General features: G+C 73.0%; 19 protein-coding genes and 5 tRNA genes. 6 read left to right on the top strand and 18 right to left on the bottom strand.

All coding sequences use genetic code 11. The features are described from left to right. Positions 1-15 precede the first annotated feature (15 nt). Positions 16-1,356 (bottom strand): PucR family transcriptional regulator, encoded by a 1,341-nt coding sequence (locus tag PV789_RS21180; protein ID WP_274974222.1) that lies wholly within the window; start codon positions 1,354-1,356, stop codon positions 16-18. A gap of 294 nt (positions 1,357-1,650) precedes the next feature. Between PV789_RS21180 and PV789_RS21175 the strand changes: the two genes are divergently transcribed. Then, positions 1,651-2,142, top strand: coding sequence for a hypothetical protein (locus PV789_RS21175; RefSeq protein ID WP_274974221.1), 492 nt, complete (start codon positions 1,651-1,653; stop codon positions 2,140-2,142). Positions 2,143-2,173: 31 nt separating this feature from the next. Here the strand turns inward: PV789_RS21175 and PV789_RS21170 are convergent, their stop codons facing one another. From PV789_RS21170 to PV789_RS21160, 3 genes are read right to left on the bottom strand one after another with little or no spacing between them, the layout of a single operon-like run. Then, positions 2,174-2,320, bottom strand: a complete 147-nt coding sequence (locus PV789_RS21170; protein ID WP_274974220.1) for a hypothetical protein — start codon at positions 2,318-2,320, stop codon at positions 2,174-2,176. Between the two features lie 35 nt (positions 2,321-2,355). Further along, positions 2,356-2,931 carry a TetR/AcrR family transcriptional regulator gene (locus tag PV789_RS21165; protein WP_274974219.1) on the bottom strand — a complete coding sequence of 192 codons (576 nt, stop codon included), beginning with the start codon at positions 2,929-2,931 and terminating at the stop codon, positions 2,356-2,358. Beyond that, a complete protein-coding gene (locus PV789_RS21160) occupies positions 2,928-4,400 on the bottom strand; it encodes an MFS transporter (protein ID WP_274974218.1) in 1,473 nt (490 codons plus the stop codon). The genes PV789_RS21165 and PV789_RS21160 overlap by 4 nt, the downstream gene beginning before the upstream one ends. 200 nt (positions 4,401-4,600) lie before the next feature. Between PV789_RS21160 and PV789_RS21155 the strand changes: the two genes are divergently transcribed. Continuing rightward, positions 4,601-5,161 carry a hypothetical protein gene (locus tag PV789_RS21155; RefSeq protein ID WP_274974217.1) on the top strand — a complete coding sequence of 187 codons (561 nt, stop codon included), beginning with the start codon at positions 4,601-4,603 and terminating at the stop codon, positions 5,159-5,161. Here the strand turns inward: PV789_RS21155 and PV789_RS21150 are convergent. The 6 genes from PV789_RS21150 to PV789_RS21125 all read right to left on the bottom strand — a co-directional run bounded on the left by PV789_RS21150 (position 5,148) and on the right by PV789_RS21125 (position 12,040). Next, positions 5,148-5,930 (bottom strand): bifunctional 4-hydroxy-2-oxoglutarate aldolase/2-dehydro-3-deoxy-phosphogluconate aldolase, encoded by a 783-nt coding sequence (locus tag PV789_RS21150; protein WP_498047624.1) that lies wholly within the window; start codon positions 5,928-5,930, stop codon positions 5,148-5,150. The two genes, PV789_RS21155 and PV789_RS21150, sit on opposite strands and share 14 nt — an antisense overlap. Then, entirely contained in the window at positions 5,927-7,381 is a 1,455-nt protein-coding gene (locus PV789_RS21145; protein WP_274974216.1) for a mannitol dehydrogenase family protein, read from the bottom strand. Before PV789_RS21145 ends, PV789_RS21150 begins: the two co-directional genes overlap by 4 nt. Further along, positions 7,378-8,343 carry a PfkB family carbohydrate kinase gene (locus tag PV789_RS21140; RefSeq protein WP_274974215.1) on the bottom strand — a complete coding sequence of 322 codons (966 nt, stop codon included), beginning with the start codon at positions 8,341-8,343 and terminating at the stop codon, positions 7,378-7,380. Before PV789_RS21140 ends, PV789_RS21145 begins: the two co-directional genes overlap by 4 nt. Further along, on the bottom strand, positions 8,340-9,551 hold the full coding sequence (gene manD / locus PV789_RS21135) for a D-mannonate dehydratase ManD (protein ID WP_274974214.1): 1,212 nt from the start codon (positions 9,549-9,551) through the stop codon (positions 8,340-8,342). Before manD ends, PV789_RS21140 begins: the two co-directional genes overlap by 4 nt. A 72-nt stretch (positions 9,552-9,623) precedes the next feature. After that, entirely contained in the window at positions 9,624-10,661 is a 1,038-nt protein-coding gene (locus tag PV789_RS21130) for an L-idonate 5-dehydrogenase (protein WP_248771460.1), read from the bottom strand. Next, the gene (locus tag PV789_RS21125; RefSeq protein ID WP_274974213.1) at positions 10,658-12,040 is read right to left on the bottom strand and encodes an MFS transporter; all 1,383 of its coding nucleotides are present in this window, start codon (positions 12,038-12,040) and stop codon (positions 10,658-10,660) included. The genes PV789_RS21130 and PV789_RS21125 overlap by 4 nt, the downstream gene beginning before the upstream one ends. 125 nt (positions 12,041-12,165) lie before the next feature. Here PV789_RS21125 and PV789_RS21120 point away from each other — a divergent pair, with 125 nt between their 5' ends. Continuing rightward, positions 12,166-12,897 (top strand): GntR family transcriptional regulator, encoded by a 732-nt coding sequence (locus tag PV789_RS21120; RefSeq protein WP_248771458.1) that lies wholly within the window; start codon positions 12,166-12,168, stop codon positions 12,895-12,897. Between the two features lie 55 nt (positions 12,898-12,952). On the opposite strand, the gene PV789_RS21115 is transcribed toward PV789_RS21120, so the two are convergent. From PV789_RS21115 to PV789_RS21090, 6 genes are all read right to left on the bottom strand, one after another. Beyond that, entirely contained in the window at positions 12,953-13,123 is a 171-nt protein-coding gene (locus tag PV789_RS21115; protein ID WP_200904087.1) for a hypothetical protein, read from the bottom strand. A 216-nt stretch (positions 13,124-13,339) separates the two neighbouring features. Continuing rightward, positions 13,340-13,413 (bottom strand) — tRNA-Val (locus tag PV789_RS21110). Between the two features lie 32 nt (positions 13,414-13,445). Continuing rightward, positions 13,446-13,517 (bottom strand) — tRNA-Cys (locus PV789_RS21105). A 47-nt stretch (positions 13,518-13,564) separates the two neighbouring features. Beyond that, positions 13,565-13,637 (bottom strand) — tRNA-Gly (locus PV789_RS21100). A gap of 70 nt (positions 13,638-13,707) precedes the next feature. Then, a tRNA-Gly gene (locus PV789_RS21095) sits at positions 13,708-13,780 on the bottom strand. Positions 13,781-13,937: 157 nt separating this feature from the next. Further along, on the bottom strand, positions 13,938-14,369 hold the full coding sequence (locus PV789_RS21090; protein ID WP_013154286.1) for a roadblock/LC7 domain-containing protein: 432 nt from the start codon (positions 14,367-14,369) through the stop codon (positions 13,938-13,940). 385 nt (positions 14,370-14,754) lie between these two features. Between PV789_RS21090 and PV789_RS21085 the strand changes: the two genes are divergently transcribed. Next, on the top strand, positions 14,755-15,597 hold the full coding sequence (locus tag PV789_RS21085; protein ID WP_274974212.1) for an aminotransferase class IV: 843 nt from the start codon (positions 14,755-14,757) through the stop codon (positions 15,595-15,597). A 99-nt stretch (positions 15,598-15,696) separates the two neighbouring features. Here PV789_RS21085 and PV789_RS21080 read toward each other — a convergent pair whose 3' ends face one another. After that, positions 15,697-16,119 carry an SsgA family sporulation/cell division regulator gene (locus PV789_RS21080; RefSeq protein ID WP_013154284.1) on the bottom strand — a complete coding sequence of 141 codons (423 nt, stop codon included), beginning with the start codon at positions 16,117-16,119 and terminating at the stop codon, positions 15,697-15,699. Positions 16,120-16,593: 474 nt separating this feature from the next. Here PV789_RS21080 and PV789_RS21075 point away from each other — a divergent pair. Then, positions 16,594-16,667: transfer RNA gene (locus PV789_RS21075), tRNA-Val, on the top strand. Positions 16,668-16,897: 230 nt separating this feature from the next. On the opposite strand, the gene PV789_RS21070 is transcribed toward PV789_RS21075, so the two are convergent. Further along, complete coding sequence (locus PV789_RS21070; protein ID WP_248774641.1) at positions 16,898-17,236, bottom strand: PGPGW domain-containing protein; 339 nt, start codon at positions 17,234-17,236, stop codon at positions 16,898-16,900. 518 nt (positions 17,237-17,754) lie between these two features. Between PV789_RS21070 and thrS the strand changes: the two genes are divergently transcribed. Beyond that, on the top strand, positions 17,755-19,728 hold the full coding sequence (thrS, locus tag PV789_RS21065; protein WP_274974211.1) for a threonine--tRNA ligase: 1,974 nt from the start codon (positions 17,755-17,757) through the stop codon (positions 19,726-19,728). The last annotated feature ends 1 nt before the right edge of the window (position 19,729 follow it).

Raw genomic sequence — 19,729 nt, 5'->3', positions numbered from 1 at the left:
GCGCGGAGACGCCCGTCACCCGCCGTCCGGCCACACCGGCCCCTCCTCCAGGGGGCCGAGCAGACGGCGGGCCCGCAGGACCAGTTCCAGTTCGAAGCGCTCTCCGGGCTCGCGCAACCGTTCGCCGAACAGCTCCTCCAACCGGCGCAGCCGGTAGCGCACGGTCTGGGGGTGGATGCGCAGCCGCTCGGCGGCCTCGTTGGCGTTGAGCCCCGACTCCAGCCAGGCCAGCAGGGTGTCGGCCATCCGCTCCCGCTGCGGCGGACGCAGCGGCGCCAGCGGGGCGAGCCGGGACCGCGTCATCTCCGCGATCAGACCGGGGTCGCGCGAGAGCAGCAGCGCGGGCAGGTGGTCGTCCCAGCGCACCACGCCCTCGCCCGGCACCACGCCCGTGCGCACGAGTTCCGCCAGGTCCCGTGCCCGGGCCAGCGACAGCGGAGCCCGGTCCAGGGGCACGCTCGGGCCCAGCACCGCGCAGGACCCGCGCAGCGAGCGTTCCACCGACCGCAGCCGCCCCGGCCCCTCGGGGTCGGGCACCACCGCGCACGGCTCCACGCGGTCCAGGCCCACGAGCACGTCCGACGGCAGTGCGGTGAGGTGCGAGAACGCCTCCGCTGAGGCTGACAGCGCGTCCGCCGACGAGCCGACCACGGCCGCCCGGGCCGCCGGGGCCGGGCCGCTCGTGCCGCTCGGGACCGCCGTCACGCCGTCCGTGCCCCGGTACAGCAGCGCCACCGCCACCCGCTCGGGCAGCCGCCACCGGGCGGCCCGGGCCAGCGCGGGCACCGCCTCCGCCTCCCGCCGTGCTCCCGTCCCGGCCAGCAGCACCTCCAACAACCGCGCCCGGCGCCTGCGCAGCGCCTTCACCCCGGCGCCGCGCACCCGCGCGTGGCCCTCGGCCGCGGCGGTCGAGACCTCCTCCTGGAACGCGAAGATCGCCTCTCCCAGCACCGCCATGTGGTCCCGGGTGAGCGCGTCCGCGTCGGCCAGCCGCCGCCACGCCACGGCCGCCGCCGTGCGCATCCCCGTGTGCAGGCACTCCAGGGTGCGCCCGTGCCGGGCCTCGTCCGCGCCGAAGGCCCGGAACTCGGCGGCCAGCGCGTCCACGTGTCCGGGGGAGCGCCCGCCGCCCTCCACCCGGTCCAGGAAGGCGCGCAGACCGGCTTCCACCGTTCGCCGCAGGCCCTCGGAGTCGGCGGGCTCCAGGGGCGCGGCGTGGAACTCCGCCCGGCGCCGGATGCCCTCCAGGGCCTCCTCCGCCAGCGACGGCACCAGCGGGCGCAGCCGGGCGCCCAGCTTCGGGGGGATACGGGTGAACGGGTCCGTCGGACGGCTCTCCCGCAGGGGGTAGGTCATGTCACCTCCGGCGCGGACGCACGGCGGAGCCGCCCGTGGCACGCCCGCGCGTGCTCTGTGCGCCAGAAAGTCCGGAGCGGTTCCGTCGGGAGGGGACCGCGTTCCCATATCACCAGAGCCCGACCCCGCCGACAACCCCCGGATCCGTCGCGGGTCGGGCTTCTGGTGATGGGTGGGAGCCCTTCCGTCCGGACGACCCGGGCCAATCCCGGCCGCTCGGACACCGCTGGTCACGCGGCGGGCCGATACGGTAACAATGGTGCGACGCCCCCGCCCCCTCGAAAGGCGCCCGCCATGAGAAGACTTCCGCTCTCCGCTCCGCTACTGGCCCTGCTCCTCGCCGCCACCGCCTGCTCCGGCGAGGAGGCCCCGGAGGAGACCGCGGAGCAGGCCGAGGAGAGCGCCGCCGCGGTGGAGCCGGTGGACCCGGACGCCGAGACCCACGTGCGGCGCGCCGCGCAGGGCTTCCTCGCCTCCCTCATGGCCGCCGACGGAGAGGCGGGCTGCGCGCTGATGGACGAGGCCGCGCGCACGGTGGTGGCCGACGAGCACGGGGCCGAGGGCTGCCCGGCGGCCTTCCCGCTCTACGCCGAGTCGCTCCGGGGCGGTGAGGGCATCGAGGTCGGCGAGGTCACCATGGACACCGACCTGGAGGGGGAGGTCCCCATCGCCACGGTCGCCCTCGTCTACCCCGGCGAGGACCACGGGCCCCTGGAGATGCGCCGCGACTCCGACGACCAGTGGGTGGCAACCCGCCTGCCGGCCACCTCCCCGGGCGGAGCCTGAGGCCGCCCGGGTCCACGGCGCCGCGCCCGGCTCAGCTGAAGAACGCGTAGCCGAGGACCATGCCCACGACCACGACCACCACGGCCGACAGCGGCCACACCCACTGGGCGATCCTCTCCCTCGCCGAGGGCCTCCGCCCGTCCTCGCTCCGTCTTTCGGTCCCTCTCGCGCTATTCACACCGTCCGGCTTACCAGACTGCGGTTCCGGCGGGGTCACGGCTCGCCCGGCCGGTCGGCGCGGGCCCGCGCGCAGGCGTCGACCTGCTGCTGGATCAGGGGCGCGTACAGGTCCAGCAGTTCCTCCCGGGAGGTCTCCTCCTCCGGGAACATGCCCAGGACGCGGACGCCCTCGGCGAGACCGAGCATCTGGCAGGAGACGGCGCTGGCGTAGCGGCGTCCGGGGGTGGTGTCCCCGAGCAGGGCGCCCACGCTGTCCAGGAGTTTCGCGCGCACCTCCGCGCGGGAGCGGTCGGGGTCGGGGGACTCGCGCACGTGGGCGGTGGTGGCCAGCCAGCCCTCCGGCGCACCGTGCTCGCGGCGGGCGAGGACCTTGCGCACCAGGGCGCGGCCGATGGCGGAGCGGGGCAGGTCCAGCTCGGCCAGGGGGAGGTCGTGCGGCCCCACCTCGTTGAAGAGTTCGGCCTTGCTGCCGTGGTGCTTGATCACCAGGGCGGGGGAGACCCCCGCGGCGGCGGCGATGTCGCGGACGGTCACCCCCTTGTATCCGTGCTCGAAGAAGAGCCGCCGCGCCGCGGCGACGACGGCGCCGCGGCTGTCGGTCCCGGTCACGCTTCCACCTCCCGCTGGTCGCGCGCGGGCCCCTCGCCCGCTCCGGTGGGCAGCGTACGGGGTTCGGCCGTGTCCGCGACGGAGGGGGCGCGTCCCGGGACGAAGGCGCCCACGAGCACACTGACCAGGCACGCCGCCGCGCCGAGCCAGTGGGACAGGTCCATGGCCTGGGCGGAGGGGAACACCACGCCGCCCACGTCCACGGTCAGCGAGGCGAAGACCAGCGCGACCACCGCGCTGCCGCTGGAGGTGCCCAGCGACCGGACCAGGGCGTTGAGCCCGTTCGCCGACGCGGTCTCGCTCCGTGGCGCGGAGGCCATGACCAGGGAGGGCATGGCGGCGAACGCGATGGCGGTGCCGATGCTGACGAACATCGTCCCCGCCATCACCTCCAGCACGGTGTCGGCGTTGAACACCCGCCACAGGTAGGTCAGGCCCATGATCGCCCCGCCGGTCACCAGGGTCGGCTTCCCGCCCCACCGGTTGAGCATGCGGCTGGCGACGGGTGAGAACACCAGCATCATCAGACCGCTCGGCACCATCGCCAGCCCGGCGACGGCCACGGGCAGGGCCAGCCCGTACCCGGTCTCCACGGGCACCTGGAGCTCCTGCGTGGTGACCAGGCTGTTGAGGAACATCGCGAACCCGACGAAGTACGAGGACACGTTGGTGAGCAGGACCGGGCGGCGAAAGGCCGTGCGCAGGTTCACCATGGGCTCGCGCGTGCGCAGCTGGAGGGGGACCCACACCAGGAGGGCGACGGCGGAGAACGCGGTCAGGCCCAGGGTCTGGCCGCTGGTCCAGCCCCACGACGCGCCCTTGGACAGCGCGAGCAGGAAGCCCACGAGGACGATCGAGAGCACGAGCGCGCCCGTGATGTCGAAGCGGCCGGGGAAACGCTGGGGGGACTCCTCGACCAGCAGGCGGATGAGCACGAGGAGCACGGCGCCCACGGCCGCCGTCGACCAGAACAGGGAGGTCCAGCCGAACGCGCTGTAGAGCACGCCGGACAGCGGCAGCCCCAGAGCGGAGCCGATGCCCAGGGTGGCGCTCATCAGGGCGATGCCCCCGGCGAGCTTCTCCCTGGGCAGCTCGTCGCGCATGATGCTCATGCCCACCGGGATCAGGGCTGCGCCGAACCCCTGCATGGCACGCCCGACCAGCATCGGCACGAAGCTGCCGCCCAGGGCCGCGATGAGCGAGCCCGCCGTCATGACCGTGAGGGAGACGAGCAGCATCCTGCGCTTGCCGTACATGTCGGCCATGCGGGAGACGATCGGCGTGGCCACGGCTCCGGTGAGCAGCGTGGCGGTGACCAGCCAGGACGCGTCGTCGGCGGACACGCCGAGGATCTGGGGGAGGTCCGGCAGCAGGGGGATGACGAGGGTCTGCTGCAACGAGACGATCAGGCCGCAGAGGGTGAGGATTCCCGTGGTCGCCCAGGAGGGCAGGCGCGGGGCGGACGGCATCGTGCCTCCAGGTGGCGCGTGGGGGTGAACAGGCGTTTACCCCTGTCGAGTAAACACTGTTGCCTCCGTGGCGGTCAAAGCGCCGGCGCCCACTGCGACCCTTCTCACGGGCCGCGCGTCCGGGTACACCGGAATCCGCGTACACCGGAATACGTCCTCGGCTGTACGCCGTCTCCGGCCCGCGCTCGGACACTGGCCGCATGGACACCGTGACGACCCGCCGGCGGCGCCTCGGCGCCCGCACCCGCAAGACCGTCCTGCTGACCCACATCGCCGCGGCCGGAAGCTGGCTCGGGCTCGACCTCGCCCTGGGCCTCCTCGTCGTCACCGCGCTGCTCGGCGGCGACGACGCCTCCGCCGCGGTCGCCCTCGCGGCCTTCGCGACGTGGCCGCTGGTCGCGGTCGGCGCCCTCACCCTGCTGTCCGGGATCGTCCTGGGCTGGGGGACCAGGTACGGACTGGTCCGGTACTGGTGGGTCCTGCTCAAACTGGCGGCCAACGTCGTGCTGCTGACCCTCGTGGTCCTGCTGCTCTCACCCGAGGTCACCGCGCTGGCGGCCCGGGCCCGCACCGCCCTCGCCGAGGAGGCGCCCTTCGCGGTCGGCGCCCAGCTCCTGTTCCCGCCCCTGGTCTCCACCACCGCGGTCGCCGCGGCCATGGCCCTGTCGGTGTTCAAGCCCTGGGGGCGCGTCCGCAGGCGCCCCCAGGGCGCACGCACCGGCGAGCCGGGCCCTCAGCGGGCCCCGGTCACGCGCCCGTAGCGCCCGGGCCGACGCGCGGCGGCGCGGAGCCGGGGCGGCCGTCCCCGCCAGCGCCCGCGCCCAAGCGCACCGCCGCAGCGGCCAACCCGGTGATCCGCGCCCAGCCCCCCGTCCGGACCGCGTCCCCGGGGGTCAGCCAGCTCCCCCCGACGCACGCCACGTTGTCCAGGGCCAGGTAGTCGGCGGCCGTGGCGGCCGTGATCCCGCCCGTGGGGCAGAACACCACGTCGGGGACCGGGCCCGCCACCGAGCGCAGGAACGGGGTTCCCGGAACCGACGCGGGGAAGAGCTTCTGCGCGAGCATCCCCGCCTCGCGGGCGGCCAGCACCTCGCTGACGGTGGCCACCCCCGGCAGGGCCGGAACCCCGATCGCGACCAGATGGCGCAGCATCCGGGCCGTGGTGCCGGGCGTGACCAGGAAGCGCGCCCCGGCCTCCGCGGCCTCGTCGGCCTGGCGGGGGGTGAGCACGGTCCCCGCGCCCACCACCATGTCCGGCACGTCCTCCGCGATCGCCCGGACCGCCTCCAGGGCGCCGGGCGTGCGCAGGGTGACCTCCACGACGCCCACACCGCCCGCCAGCAGCGCCTCCGCCAGGGGGACCGCGCGTCCGGGGGAGTCCACCGTCACCACGGGCACGACCGGCGACAGGGCCAGTACGGCCCCGATGCCGCCGCCTCCGCCGCCCCCCTCGCTCCGGCCGCTCCTCCCGTCGTTCACACCGCTCCCGTCGTCCGTGCCGCGTACGTCGTCCCTGTCGCCCGCGCTCACGAAGCGACCTCGGCCGCCAGCGCGCCGCCCCCGGCGGACACGACCCCGTACCAGTGGACCAGCAGCTCGGTGAACACCGGATGGGACGCCAGGTCCCCGGGGAAGACCTCCGAGCGCAGCAGCGCGGCGACCACCTCCCGCGCCCCGCCGCTCCCGGGCAGCAGCGCGCGCAGGGAGTCGGCCAGCGGGTCCTCCAGTCCCGGACCGGCCGTGGCGACGTGGTGCATCCACGCCGCCACCACCAGGGCGCTCCACCGCGGCTCACCGCCCCCGGCCAGCACGTCCCGGACCGTGGGCACGACGCGGGGGCCGAGCTTCTGGGAGCCGTCGGCCCCGACCTTGGCGGTGGTGTGGCCCAGCGCGGGGTTGGCGAACCGGCGCAGCACCGACGCGGCGTAGGCCCCGCCGTCCAAGCCCTCGGGCAGGGTGAGCGAGGGCAGGACCTCCTCGTGGACGAGGCGGCGGGCCGCCGTCGCCACCGCGTCGTCGGCGGCGCACGCGGCGATCGTCGTGTGCCCCACGGACAGGCCGAGATAGGCGAGCAGGGAGTGGCTGGCGTTGAGCACGCGCAGCTTGGCCGCCTCCCAGGGCCGCACGTCGTCGGTGATCGTGGCCCCGGCCGCCTCCCACCGCGGGCGCGGACCGGCGAAGCGGTCCTGGATCACCCACTGGTGGAAGGGTTCGGCGACCACGGCCGCCTCGTCGCGCAGGCCCAGCTCCGCCTCGACCGCGTCCAGGTCCGCCGCCGTGGTGGCCGGGACGATCCGGTCCACCATCGTGTTCGGGAAGGCCGCGTGCTCCTGGACCCAGGACCGCAGCCGCTCGCCCTCCGCGCCCGGCAGGGCGTCGGCGAAGTCGGCGACCAGCGCGGCCGTCAGCTCACCGTTGTCGGGCAGGTTGTCGCAGGACAGCACGGTCACCGGACCGGAGTCCCGGAGCTGGCGCAGCTGGAGGCCGCGCGCGATCTGCCCCACCGGCGTGAGCGGCGGGCCGCCGTCCAGGTCGGCGCGCACCCGGGGGTCGCCGGTGTCCAGGCGCCCCGTGACCGGGTACGCCAGGTACCCCTTCTCCGTGACCGTGAGGGTGACGACCCGGGTGTCGGGGTGGGCGATGCGCTCCGCCACCGCCCACGGGTCGGCCGGGCCGGACAGGGTCTCGCGGACGGAGGAGACCACCCGCACGGGGCGGGCGCCCTCACCGCGTTCGGTGACCGTGAACAGGCCGTCCTGCGGGGCCAGCTGCTCCCACACCCGGGCCGAGCGCCCGGTCACCGCGCTGATGCCCCATCCGGTCTCGCCCGCGGCGAGCATGGCCTCCTCGGTCAGGACCGCGCCGTGGGCGCGGTAGAACGCGCCGATCCCGAGGTGGACCACCCCGGTGCGCAGGTCGCCGCGGTCCAGGGCGGTGGTGCGCCCCGCGGCCCGCAGCGCCGCCAGGTCCAGCCGGGTCATCGCGTCGCCTCCTTCTCGCCCCGCGCGTGCGCGCGGGTCTGTTCCAGGGTCGGCAGGAAACCGGTTCCGCCGCGCCCGCCCACGCTCAGACTGGCCGCGGCGGCCGCCAGGCGCGCGGCCTCCGCGAGGGGATCGCCCAGGGTCAGGCGCGCGGTCAGGGTACCCACGAACACGTCCCCCGCGCCGGTCTGGTCCAGGACCCGGGGGGCGGGGACCGCGTCGATCCAGGACTCCTCCCGCGGCGTGGCCAGGTGGACGCCGCGCGACCCGCAGGTCACCGCGACGTTGCGGGCGCCCGCCTCCAGGAGGCGGCGGGCCGCCTCGGCCGGGGTGGCGCTGTCCAGCAGGGCGGAGGTCTCGCCGGGGTGGGAGGGGGTCACCAGGTGGGCGTGCCGGGCCAGCTCCGCGAGGGTCGCGGCGCCCTCCTCCCGCGAGGCCAGCCGCGGCCGGTGGTTGGGGTCGAACACGAACCTGCGGGCCAGGCGCGCCGCGGCCAGGACCGCCCGGCGCGCGCTGTCGGAGACCGCGCAGGCGATGCCGCCCGCCACCACCGCTCCCGCCGCGCCGACCGCCTCCTCGTCCAGGTCCTCCGGGGACAGGGTCGAGCCCACGCTCCCGGCGCGCGCGTAGGAGAAGGCGCGCTCGCCCTCGGGGTCGCTGTGCACCAGGTACACGCCCTGCTGCCCGGGACGGAAACGCAGCATGCCGGTGGACACGCCCAGTTCGGCGACGCGGTCGGCGACCGCCCGCCCGAGCTCGTCGTCGGTCAGGACGGCGGCCAGGCCGACCCTGGCCCCGGCCCGGGACGCCGCCGCGGCGACGTTCAGGGCGTCGCCCGAGACGCCGAGCCTGGCCGGGACCCCGTGCGCGACGGGGACGTCGGTGGCCACCTCCAGCAGGACCTCGCCCAGGACGACGACGTCCAGCGGCCCGCTCTCATCCGTCAGTCCGTGCGTGCTCACCAGTCGTGCACCGTTCCGTCGAGCCGCCGGTTGACCGGCAGGTACCTGGGTTCGTAGGGGTGGCGGGCCGCGGCCTCCTCGTCGAACTCCACGCCCAGGCCCGGTGCGTCGCCGGGGTGCATGTACCCGTCCGAGAAGGAGTAGGAGGTGCGGAAGACCTCCGCGTAGGGGCCGGTGTGGCCCATGTGCTCCTGGATGCCGAAGTTGGGGATGGCCAGGTCGAGGTGGAGCGCCGCGGCCATGGCGACCGGCGACAGGTCACCGGCGCCGTGCGAGCCCGAGCGCACCCCGTACAGCTCCGCGAGCGAGAACACGCGGCGCAGGTGGGTGATGCCGCCGGTGTGCGACACCGAGGCGCGGACGTAGTCGATGAGCCGCTCGGTGATGAGCTGCTGGCAGTCCCAGATCGAGTTGAACACCTCGCCCACCGCCACGGGGGTGGTGGTGTGCTGGCGCAGGATACGGAACGCGGACTGGTCCTCGGCCGGGGTCGGGTCCTCCATCCAGAACAGCCGGTACGGTTCGAGCGCCGCGCCCAGGCGGCCCGCCTCGATCGGGGTGAGCCGGTGGTGCACGTCGTGCAGCAGGTGCACGCCGTAGCCGAACTGCTCGCGGACGTGGGCGATCATGGTCGGCGCGAAGTCCAGGTAGGCCGGGGTGTCCCAGGTGTCCTCCTGGGGCCGGTTGCCGCTGGCGGGCTCGTACACCCGGCCGTCCGCCGGGGCGATCCCGTAGGTCTTGTCCAGTCCGGGGACCGCGGCCTGGACCCGGATCGCCCGGTAGCCCAGGTCCAGGTGGCGCTGGAAGTCCTCGGAGAGCCCGTCCAGTGACGTGCCGCTGGCGTGCCCGTAGACCAGGACGCCCTCGCGCGAGGCCCCGCCAAGGAGCTGGTAGAGGGGCATGCCCGCGGCCTTGCCCTTGATGTCCCACAGCGCCACGTCCACGGCGGCGATCGCGGTCATCGTCACCGGGCCGCGGCGCCAGTAGGCGCCCTTGTACAGGTACTGCCAGGTGTCCTCGATCCGCCGCGCGTCGCGTCCGACGAGCAGCGGGCACACGTGGTCGCGCAGGTAGGAGGCGACCGCGAGTTCGCGGCCGTTGAGCGTGGCGTCGCCGATGCCGGTGACGCCGTCCTCGGTCTCGACCACCAGGGTGACGTAGTTGCGGCCGGGTGAGGACACGACGACACGCGCGTCGGTGATCTTCACGGAATGCCCTTTCTGGGATGGAGGGGGAGGCGCCCGCTCCCGGGTGGGGAGCGCGGGCGCCCGCGGCGCGGCTCAGGCGAAGCGCAGCATGACCTTGCTGCTGCCGGAGGCGGGATCGGCCGCCGTCCGCATCGCCTCGTGCGCCTCCCCGACGGGGAAGGAGTGGGTCATGAGCGGGGTGACGTCCAGGCCCGCGGCCATCGCGGCCAGGGCGTCGTCGATCTCCTCGACGAAGCGGTAGGAGCCGATCCAGGTGACCTCCCTGGTGACGAGCTCGCCCAGCGCCGCCGGGGCCTGCGTTCCGGGCAGGTTGCCCACCTGGACGAGGGTTCCGCCGCGCGCGGTCGCGCGCAGGACCCCGCCGAGGGCGGCCGGGGCGCCGGAGGCCTCGAAGACCAGCTCGGCGTCCTCGGGCAGCGCGTCCCCGCGCGAGAGGTCGCGCGTGTCGTCTGCGCCCATGGCCCGGGCCACCTCCAGCGGGGCCCGCCCGAGGTCGGCGACGGTGATCCGGGCCGCCCCCGCGTGCCGGAGCGCGGCGACGACGAGCGAGCCGATCGGCCCCGCGCCGTTGACGAACACGTCCCGGCCCGCGACGCCCCCCACGGCGCCCGACGCGCGGTTGACGGCGTGGCAGGCCACGGCGAGCGGTTCGGCCAGCGCCCCGCTGCGGGTGTCGACCCCCTCGGGCAGGGGCCGCAGCTGCCGGGCCGCGACCTTCTTGAGGTCGCAGAAACCGCCGTCGGTGTGCGGGGAGAACGCGGCCGACCCGAAGTAGCGCACCCTCGGGTAGAGGTTGGTGCGCCCGGCCAGCCGCTCCGGCATGCGCCCGTCGCCGACCAGCTCGGCCGGGTGCACGGTGACGGGCAGCCCCTCCTCGACGCCGGTCACGCCGGGGCCCACCCGGGCGACGCGTCCGGCGATCTCGTGGCCGAGCACGAGGGGGTCGCGCAGCACGGCGGTGCCCGAGCGGCCGTGGCGCCAGTAGGCCAGGTCGGACCCGCAGACGCCGCCCCACTCCACGGCGACGACGACCTCCCCCTCGCCGGGGACGGGGTCGGGGAGCTCGTCGACGCGCAGGTCTCCGGCTCCGTGGACGGTCACGGCCCTCATACGGCGTCCTCCAGTCGGACCAGGTCGCGTCCGCGCACCTCGGGGGACAGGTAGGCGGAGACGAGGGTGATCAGGGAGTAGGTGATGATCATCGCCGACAGCGGCCACCAGGAGCCGGTCGCGGCGGTGAGCGTGGCGGCCAGCACCGGGCCGATCGCGGTGGCCAGGACGCCGCCGATCTCCTTGGCCAGGGCCAGCTGGGTGAACCGGGTGCGCGCCCCGAACAGCTCGGCCATGGTGACGCTCTCCACGGAGAACAGGCCCAGGACCGACAGGTTGAGCCCGACGACCATCGCGACGGTCACGAGCACGGTGTCGCCGGTCTCGATCATCAGCATCATGGGCACGGCGAACAGCATGCTCGCCACGGTCAGGAAGAGGTAGACGGGGCGGCGTCCGAAGCGGTCGCCGAGCACGCCGACCAGGGGGACGGTGACGAAGCCGAGCAGGGAGCCGTAGACGATCGCGGACGTGCCGACCGCGTCGTTGAGCATCAGGTTGGCGCTGAGGTAGCCGACCAGGAAGGTCTGGACGATGCCGGAGTTGCCCGCCTGGCCGAAGCGCAGGCCGAGGGCGAGCAGGAACGCGCGGCCCTTGCGCTGGCGCAGGGCGGTCTCCAGACCGCTCCTGTCCTCCTCGACCGCGGCCGCGGCCAGTTCGCTCCGGGACATCGCCACGCCGTCGACGATGTCCTCGCGCTGCTCGAAGACCGGGCTCTCCTTGACGGAGAAGCGAATCCACAGCGCCAGGAGCAGCAGGAGGAAGCTCGCCAGGAAGGGGAGGCGCCAGCCCCAGGTCAGGAGCTGCTCCTCGGAGAGCGCGAACACCAGCACCGCCCAGATCGCGGAGGCGCCCAGGGTGCCGGAGTTGGTGCCCAGGCACACCAGGGAGGCGATGAACCCGCGTCGTCTCGCCGGGGCGTACTCGGCCAGCATCACGGTGGCGCCCGCGATCTCGGCGCCCGCGCCGAAGCCCTGGATCAGCCGCAGTCCCACGAGCAGGATCGGGGCGAGCAGGCCCACCTGCTGGTAGGTGGGCAGGGCGCCGATCAGGGTGGTGGAGACGCCCATCAGGGCGACGGTGATGAACAGGACCTTCTTGGGACCGAGGCGGTCGCCCATGCGGCCGAAGTAGACCGCCCCGACGAGCCGGGCGACGTATCCGACGCCGTAGGTGCCCATCGCCGCGATCAGGCCGACCGCGGGGTTGAGGTCGGGGAAGAAGATCTGGTTGAACACCAGGGCGGCGGCCAGGGAGTAGAGCTGGAAGTCCATGAACTCCATGGCGGTCCCCAGCCACCCGGACACGGAGGCCTTGGTGAGGTCCCGGGTGCTGCGCTCCCCCTGTCCGGCTGGCGCGGGGGGTGCCTGTTCGGTCATCGGCCGGTCCTTTGTGAAGGGCTTCCACCTGCGAAGAAGTATCGGGGAAACCGTACGTGAACATGATGGCAACTGACATACAAGCACTGCCATACCAGTGGCGTCAATGCCGGTAGACTCGCCTCATGGCCGACCAGACCCGGTCCGGGGGACCCCTGCTGTCCGCGCGGGACCGCACCCTGGACACCATCCGCCGCGCGATCATCACCCTGGAGCTCAAGCCGGGCACGCCGCTGTCGGAGAACGAACTCGCCACCGAGCTCGCCGTGAGCCGGACGCCCGTGCGCGAGAGCCTCATCCTGCTGCGCGAGGAGGGGCTGGTGGAGGTCTACCCCCAGGTCGGCACGTTCGTCTCACTCGTGGACCCCGAGCGCGTCCGGCAGGCGCAGTTCATCCGGGAGGCGGTGGAGTGCACCTCCCTCGCCCAGGCCCGGCCCCCCTTCTCTGCCGACCACGTCGGCGACCTGCGCGTCCTGCTCGGCGCGCAGCGGGAGGCGGGCGGCGGCGCCGACCACGACCGCTTCTTCGAGCTCGACGAGGAGTTCCATCGCTCGCTGCTGGCGCTGGCGGGCAACGAGAGCGCCTGGCGGACGGTGAACGCGGCCAAGGCCCACCTGGACCGGGCCCGGCGGCTGAGCCTGATCGACACGCGCCCGATCGGGGAGCTGGTGGAACAGCACACGCTGGTCGTGGACGCCATCGAGGCCGGGGACACCGGGACCGCGGTGGAGGCGCTGCGCTCCCACCTGCGGGCGGTGTTCGAGGACGTCGGGCGGATCCGGGCCGCGTCACCGGAGTTCTTCTCGGACGGGCAGCCCCGCCGTCCCGTCCGCAGGACCGTGACCTCGCTGAGGTAGCCCCTGCGCCGGGGCGGACGTCGGCCGCCGGTCGCGTCTCGGCGGGTCCGCGGCCCTAGCGGCGCCCGCGCTTCCAGCCCGAGCCGTAGCCCCCCGCGTGCAGTGCGAGGAACAGCAGCCCGGCGAGGGTGAGGGTCGTGGTGGTGACCAGGTCCTGGATGTTCTCGCCGAGCAGTTCCAGCAGCAGGGCGAGTCCGAACAGGACGGCGGCGATGGTGGCGAACACGGTGGCCTCCTGGGGGTCGGGGTGGTGTTCGTCTACCCTCCGTGCGCGCGTGTAACCAAGCCGGTGTCCCGGTCGCGCCCCCGGAAAACGCCTCGGGCCAGAGCACGCGCTCTGGCCCGAGGGGAGGTCGGGGGTCTGGGGGTCGTCCCCCAGGAGAAACGACGAAGCGGCCCGGCGAGCGCGGTTACGCGCGAGCGGGGCCGCTCCGGAGTGAAGTGGGCGATACAGGATTCGAACCTGTGACCTCTACCGTGTCAAGGTAGCGCTCTAACCAACTGAGCTAACCGCCCTCATCGGGGGATGAGGTGTGAAGCTTGATGCGAGGCGGAGACGGGAATCGAACCCGTGTGCAGGGATTTGCAGTCCCTTGCCTCAACCACTCGGCCACTCCGCCGGAACGCGATGGGGGGCTGTCGAGTGACACCCATGCGGGCCTCTCCGAGCGGACGACGGGATTCGAACCCGCGACCCTCACCTTGGCAAGGTGATGCTCTACCAGCTGAGCCACGTCCGCGTGCGCCCCGGAGCGGACTCCGGAGCCGGAACCGCTCCGCGACCCTGGGGGCGCGGAACGCTTCCGTTCGAGCGGACGACGGGATTCGAACCCGCGACCCTCACCTTGGCAAGGTGATGCTCTACCAGCTGAGCCACGTCCGCGCGGCGAGTCCGGCTTCCGGGGTTCGTCCCCGTCAGCGCCCCTCGCTGCGTTAAGAACTCTAGCGGATTCCCGGCCAAGCGCGAAATCGGCCGGGCGCACCGGGCGCACCCGTGCCCCGCCGTGGCAGGTCCCGCCGACCCGCCGAGGCGGCGGGAGCTACTTCTCCACGTGGGCCGGGGAGGAGGGCATGTCGGGTCGGGGAGGCGCCGAGAGGTACTGGCCGACCCTCTCGATCACCTTGTTCATCTCGTAGGCGATCAGGCCCACGTCGCTGTCGGAGTCCGACATCAGCGCCATGCAGGCGCCCTCTCCGGCCGCGGCGACGAAGAGGAAGGCGCGGTCCATCTCGATGATGCTCTGGCGGATGCCGCCCGCGGCGAACTGCTTGCTCGCCCCGCCCGCGAGGCTGTGCAGCCCCGAGGCGATCGCGGACAGGTGCTCGGCGGCGGGACGGTCCAGTCCGCTGGAGGTGGCCATGAGGAGCCCGTCGGTGGACAGGACGATGGCGTGCTGCGTACCGGAGGCACGCGTGAGGAGATCGTCCAGCAACCAGCTGAGCTCTCCGCGGGCGGTACTCGGTGGGGTCATGTCTCTCTTTGCTCTGTCAGTGGTCGTGCGTGACGTGGGACACGCGCACTGCGGGCCGCCGCCGGGGTGCCTTGGGGGAAAGCTCCGAACTCGGCTGCCACCGGTCCCGCATAAGCGTTGCCCAGATGATAGTCATTCGTAACTTATCTGTCCGGCCGCCACGGTGGATTCCGGGTGGGCCGCCCAGACCGTCGAGCCGTGTGACCAGTCGCGATACCTCCGCAAAACGGGCATGGGTACTAGACCATCGGCCGGTGCCGGTCACGGGACTTGCCAACCCGCCGTACGGAGGTTACGGAAGGAGCGGGTCGTGACACGCCGACGAGGTGGGAGGATCGTGCAGACACCGGCCCTACCTGGGCTCTTGAGAACGTGGGGGTGGCAGATGAAGGTGTGGATCGCGGGTGCCGGGTACGGTCGCGGCACCGTCGTCGACGAGAGCGAGGCGCGCATTCCCGTGGTCGACCACGGGATCACGGTGGGTGACGGGGTCTTCGAGACGGTGCGGGCCCGCGGCGGCCGCCCCTTCGCCCTCACCCGCCACCTCAGGCGGCTGGCCCGCTCCGCGGAGGGGCTGGGCATGGCCGGACCCGACCTGGAGCTGATCGCCGACGGCGTCGCCCGCGCGGTGGCGGCCAACCCGGAGCTGTCCGACGCCCGTGTGCGCATCACGGTCACCGACGGAGCCGGGCCGCTGGGGTCGGACCGCGCCCCGGGCGAGCAGACCGCCATCGTGGCACTGGGGCCCTTCCCCGGGATCGCTCCGCACGCCGACGTGGCGACGGTCCCCTGGCCGCGCAACGAGTTCGGGGCCCTGGCCGGGCTCAAGACCACCTCCTACGCCGACAACGTGCGCGCCCTGGCCTACGCCAAGCAGCGCGGCGCCAGTGAGGCGCTCTTCCGCAACGTGAGCGGCAACCTGTGCGAGGGCACCGGCAGCAACATCTTCGTGGTGCTCGACGGCAGGCTGGTCACCCCGCCGCTGTCGGCGGGCCCGCTGGCGGGGATCACCCGCGAACTCGTCCTGGAGTGGTTCGGGGGCGAGGAGGAGGACGTGCCCATGGAGCGCCTCCCCGAGGTCACCGAGGCCTTCCTGACCTCCACCGGGCGCGACGTGCAGCCGATCCTGCACGTGGACGGCCGCGCGGTGTCGGCCGAGCCCGGACCGGTCACCGCCAAGGCCGCGTCGGTGTTCGCGGAGCGCTCCGCGGCCGACATCGACCCCTGATCCCGGTAGCCGGGGGCGGACACGGCTGAGGGGGCGGCGCGTGGTGCGCCGCCCCCTCAGCCGTCGGGAGTGCTCCGCGAAGGGCCCGGGGCCCGCGGATCAGGAGTGCAGGTGCTGCTGGATCTCCTCGTCGAGGTTCACGAACTGGCCCTCCTGGCCCGCCGGAACGATCTCGTAGGTCCGGTGGAGGAACTCGGCCAGGGGAGAGACCTGGGTGTCGAACTCGGCCTGACCGAAGGGGGAGGAGAGCGCGATGCTCACACTGCGGTCGCCGTTGTCGTCCTTGGAGGGCCACACGCGGACGTCGCCCTCGCCGACCGGCCGCACGATGCCGACGGTCAGGAGCTCGCGGGCGAAGATCCACTCGACGGGGTTGTCCTCGCCGGTGTGGAAGGCCACCCGTATGGCGTAGGGGTCGTCCGCGCTGTAGTCCAGGCGCGCGACCAGGGGGACCGCCGTGCGTTCGGGGACCACGAGCCGCAGGCCCAGCTCGGCGGTGGCAGTGGTGTCGCTACTGTTCATGTTCGCCAAACCTTTTCTCGTCCGGCCTTGCTGTTGCGGCGCGGGTCGGTTGCCGTCTCACGGGCTCCAACGCGGCTTCCCGCGGAACATGACGTGAGTACGGAGGCTTTCTTGGTGGGTGGGACCGGAGGTCTCGCCGCCCGTGCGGCGGGCCCGGCGTGCCGCGGTGCGGCGCCACGATCCTTCGTCACTGTAATGACCAGGACAAACCAAAGATTTCCCAATGTCGGGTGTCCCACGTCACGCGGAGGTAATGAAGGGGTGGTGTTCGACGGGTCCACGGGGGCGGGAACTCCTTATCACTGCGGGGATCGGGGGTGGGTGCGGACACTCCCGCGAGTCCCTCGAAAGGTTAATGTGACCTCCGTCACGTGGAACGGCGTCCGTCGGGGGCTCCCGTGTGCGTCGAGCACCCCCGAACGTGCGCTAGAGTCTTACTTGTCCGGCCGACAGGGCGGGCAGGCAGGAAGCTCAGGGCGATTAGCTCAGTTGGCTAGAGCGCGTCGTTCACACCGACGAGGTCACTGGTTCGAGTCCAGTATCGCCCACACGGCTCTGAGACGGTCCCACTCGGGGGTAGCTACCCCCGGTGGGACCGTTTTCGTCTGTGCGGGGCGCCGTCCCGTTCGCGCCGGGCCTCGTCCCTCCCGCGCGGGGCCCGCCTCGTCCACGCGGGTGCTCCGGCGCGGTCGGCTGGGGTCGAACCCCCGCGTCCGGCGCCCGCGCGCCGTCACCGCCCACCGGGGCCGTCGACAGGGGCCCGGCCGGTTTCAGGGGGCTAGTCGGACGGGGTGTCCGGCAGGGGGCGTCCGCGCCGCACCGCCCTGCGCGCGCGCAGGCGCCGGAAGAACTCCTCCTTCAGGCGCATCCCGTACCGCTCGGCGCGGTGGAACCACACCTGGGCGGGCCGCACCACCTTCTGCGCCCACCGGAACTCGGTGCTGAGGATGACCAGCCCCAGGATGACCGAAGCCAGGCCCGGACCCGGGACGACCATCATGACCAGCCCGGCCAGGATCACGACCACGCCGACGGTCCCCACGAGCACGCTCCAGGGCAGGCGCAGCGCGGGGTGCGTGTGCATGCGCCTGCGGAAGAGACGCAGCCGCGCGCGCATCCGCCGCCACCTGCGCGCGCGGGTGCGGCGGGTGGGGGATGTCTCCGGGGCCGGCGGGTCATTGGTGGGGCTCGGTGACATGCGCTCACAGTATTCGGTCGAAGCGAGTGGATGCATTCGGGTCGACTGGGGGCGATGGCCAGGGCATCTGTTGATTCTCACCGATCCTGACAACGGGATCAATGGCCTTTCGTAAGGGTGTGGACAGTCCCACGAAAGGTGACGTTCCATGACAGATCAGTCCCTGTCTGGTTCCCTGCCCGTCCTGTGTGCGGTTCACGCGGGTACGCCCCGAAGAGTCCGAATCCCTGACCGAATCCCCGGTCGGACCCCGGGTCCGCGGCGCCTGAATCCCACCGTCCCACCACGTCCTCCGCGTCGCCAGCGCGGTCGCGCGGCCTGTGGACAACCGGGGCGGCCCCGCCCCGAAGCCGCTAGCATCGGGAAGGAGTACACGCCCGGCCGCGCACAGCGGCCGGTCCGCGTTCGACATCATCCACGTCTTCCTAGGAGTCACCGTGTCCGCCGCGCCTGAGCTGCACATCACCCTCGCCGGAACCCCGCGTGCGGTGGCGGCGAACACTACGGCGGGCCAGGCTCTGGAGGCCGACGGCAGGACCGTCATCGCCGCGCTGGTCAACGGCGAGCCGCGCGACCTCGCCCGGGAACTGCGCGAGGGCGACACCGTCGAGCCGATCGCCATCGACTCCGAGGAGGGGCGGGCGATCCTGCGCCACTCCACCGCGCACGTGCTGGCCCAGGCCGTCCAGGAGCTCTTCCCCGAGGCCAAGCTGGGCATCGGCCCGCCCGTGGAGAACGGCTTCTACTACGACTTCGACGTCGCAGAGCCCTTCACCCCCGCCGACCTGAAGAGCATCGAGAAGAAGATGCAGCAGATCGTCAAGCAGGGGCAGCGCTTCGACCGCCGGGTCGTCTCGGACGAGGAGGCCCGCGCCGAACTGGCCACCGAGCCCTACAAGCTGGAGCTGATCGGGCTCAAGGGCGGCGCCACCGAGGCCGCCGAGGGCGCCGGTGTGGAGGTGGGAGCCGGTGAGCTCACCATCTACGACAACGTCCACCCGCGCACCGGCGAGCTGTGCTGGAAGGACCTGTGCCGCGGTCCGCACCTGCCCACCACCCGCGTCATCCCGGCATTCAAGCTCATGCGCACCGCCGCCGCCTACTGGCGCGGCAAGGAGACCAACCCGCAGTTGCAGCGCGTCTACGGCACCGCCTGGGAGAGCAAGGAGGCCCTCAAGGACCACCTGACCTTCCTGGAGGAGGCCGAGAAGCGCGACCACCGCAAGCTCGGCTCCGAGCTGGACCTGTTCTCCATCCCGGACGAGATCGGCTCGGGTCTGGCGGTCTTCCACCCCAAGGGCGGCACCGTCCGCCGGGTCATGGAGGACTACTCGCGGCGGCGGCACGAGGAGAGCGGGTACGAGTTCGTCTACACCCCGCACGCCACCAAGAGCACCCTGTTCGAGAAGTCCCAGCACCTGAGCTGGTACGCGGACGGGATGTACCCCCCCATGCAGCTCGACGGCGGCCAGGACTACTACCTCAAGCCGATGAACTGCCCGATGCACAATCTGATCTTCGACGCGCGCGGGCGCTCCTACCGTGAGCTGCCGCTGCGCCTGTTCGAGTTCGGCACCGTGTACCGGTACGAGAAGTCGGGCGTGGTGCACGGCCTGACCCGCGCCCGCGGCTTCACCCAGGACGACGCGCACATCTACTGCACCAAGGAGCAGATGGCGGACGAGCTCGACTCGTTGCTGACCTTCGTGCTCGAACTGCTGCGCGACTACGGCCTGGACGACTTCTACCTGGAGCTGTCCACCAAGGACCCGGAGAAGTACGTCGGCGGCGACGAGGTCTGGGAGGAGGCCACCGAGACCCTGCGCGAGGCCGCGCAGAAGCAGGGCCTGGAACTGGTCATGGACCCGGGCGGCGCCGCCTTCTACGGCCCCAAGATCTCGGTGCAGGCCAAGGACGCCATCGGCCGCACCTGGCAGATGTCCACCATCCAGCTGGACTTCAACCTGCCCGAGCTGTTCGACCTGGAGTACACCGCGGCCGACGGCTCGCGCCAGCGCCCGGTGATGATCCACCGCGCCCTGTTCGGCTCCATCGAGCGCTTCTTCGCCGTCCTGCTGGAGCACTACGCGGGCGCGTTCCCGGCCTGGCTGGCACCGGTGCAGGCGGTCGGCATCCCCATCGCCGACGAGCACGTGCCCTACCTGCGCGAGCTCGCCGCCAGACTGCGCGCGGAGGGCATCCGCGTCGAGGTGGACGCCAGCGACGACCGCATGCAGAAGAAGATCCGCAACGCCCAGAAGCAGAAGGTGCCCTTCATGCTGCTGGCCGGTGACGAGGACGTCAGCAAGAACGCGGTGTCCTTCCGCTACCGGGACGGTTCGCAGAACAACGGGGTGCCGCTGGACGAGGCGGTGGCCGAGATCGTCGCCGCCGTCCGCGAGCGCCGCTAGA

Source organism: Nocardiopsis camelliae (assembly GCF_028993595.1).
Classification (GTDB): domain Bacteria; phylum Actinomycetota; class Actinomycetes; order Streptosporangiales; family Streptosporangiaceae; genus Nocardiopsis; species Nocardiopsis dassonvillei.
The sequence above is the reverse complement of the archived record's forward strand: the minus strand, read 5'-3'. Positions and strand labels throughout refer to the sequence as shown.

What these genes read in the sequence shown, in the direction of transcription:
- PV789_RS21180 (WP_274974222.1), bottom strand. Translation starts at nt 1,356, where the DNA reads ATGACCTACCCCCTGCGGGAGAGCCGTCCGACGGACCCGTTCACCCGT.
- PV789_RS21175 (WP_274974221.1), top strand. Translation starts at nt 1,651, where the DNA reads ATGAGAAGACTTCCGCTCTCCGCTCCGCTACTGGCCCTGCTCCTCGCC.
- PV789_RS21160 (WP_274974218.1), bottom strand. Translation starts at nt 4,400, where the DNA reads ATGCCGTCCGCCCCGCGCCTGCCCTCCTGGGCGACCACGGGAATCCTC.
- PV789_RS21155 (WP_274974217.1), top strand. Translation starts at nt 4,601, where the DNA reads ATGGACACCGTGACGACCCGCCGGCGGCGCCTCGGCGCCCGCACCCGC.
- PV789_RS21145 (WP_274974216.1), bottom strand. Translation starts at nt 7,381, where the DNA reads ATGACCCGGCTGGACCTGGCGGCGCTGCGGGCCGCGGGGCGCACCACC.
- PV789_RS21130 (WP_248771460.1), bottom strand. Translation starts at nt 10,661, where the DNA reads ATGAGGGCCGTGACCGTCCACGGAGCCGGAGACCTGCGCGTCGACGAG.
- PV789_RS21125 (WP_274974213.1), bottom strand. Translation starts at nt 12,040, where the DNA reads ATGACCGAACAGGCACCCCCCGCGCCAGCCGGACAGGGGGAGCGCAGC.
- PV789_RS21120 (WP_248771458.1), top strand. Translation starts at nt 12,166, where the DNA reads ATGGCCGACCAGACCCGGTCCGGGGGACCCCTGCTGTCCGCGCGGGAC.
- PV789_RS21090 (WP_013154286.1), bottom strand. Translation starts at nt 14,369, where the DNA reads ATGACCCCACCGAGTACCGCCCGCGGAGAGCTCAGCTGGTTGCTGGAC.
- PV789_RS21085 (WP_274974212.1), top strand. Translation starts at nt 14,755, where the DNA reads ATGAAGGTGTGGATCGCGGGTGCCGGGTACGGTCGCGGCACCGTCGTC.
- PV789_RS21080 (WP_013154284.1), bottom strand. Translation starts at nt 16,119, where the DNA reads ATGAACAGTAGCGACACCACTGCCACCGCCGAGCTGGGCCTGCGGCTC.
- PV789_RS21070 (WP_248774641.1), bottom strand. Translation starts at nt 17,236, where the DNA reads ATGCGCGCGCGGCTGCGTCTCTTCCGCAGGCGCATGCACACGCACCCC.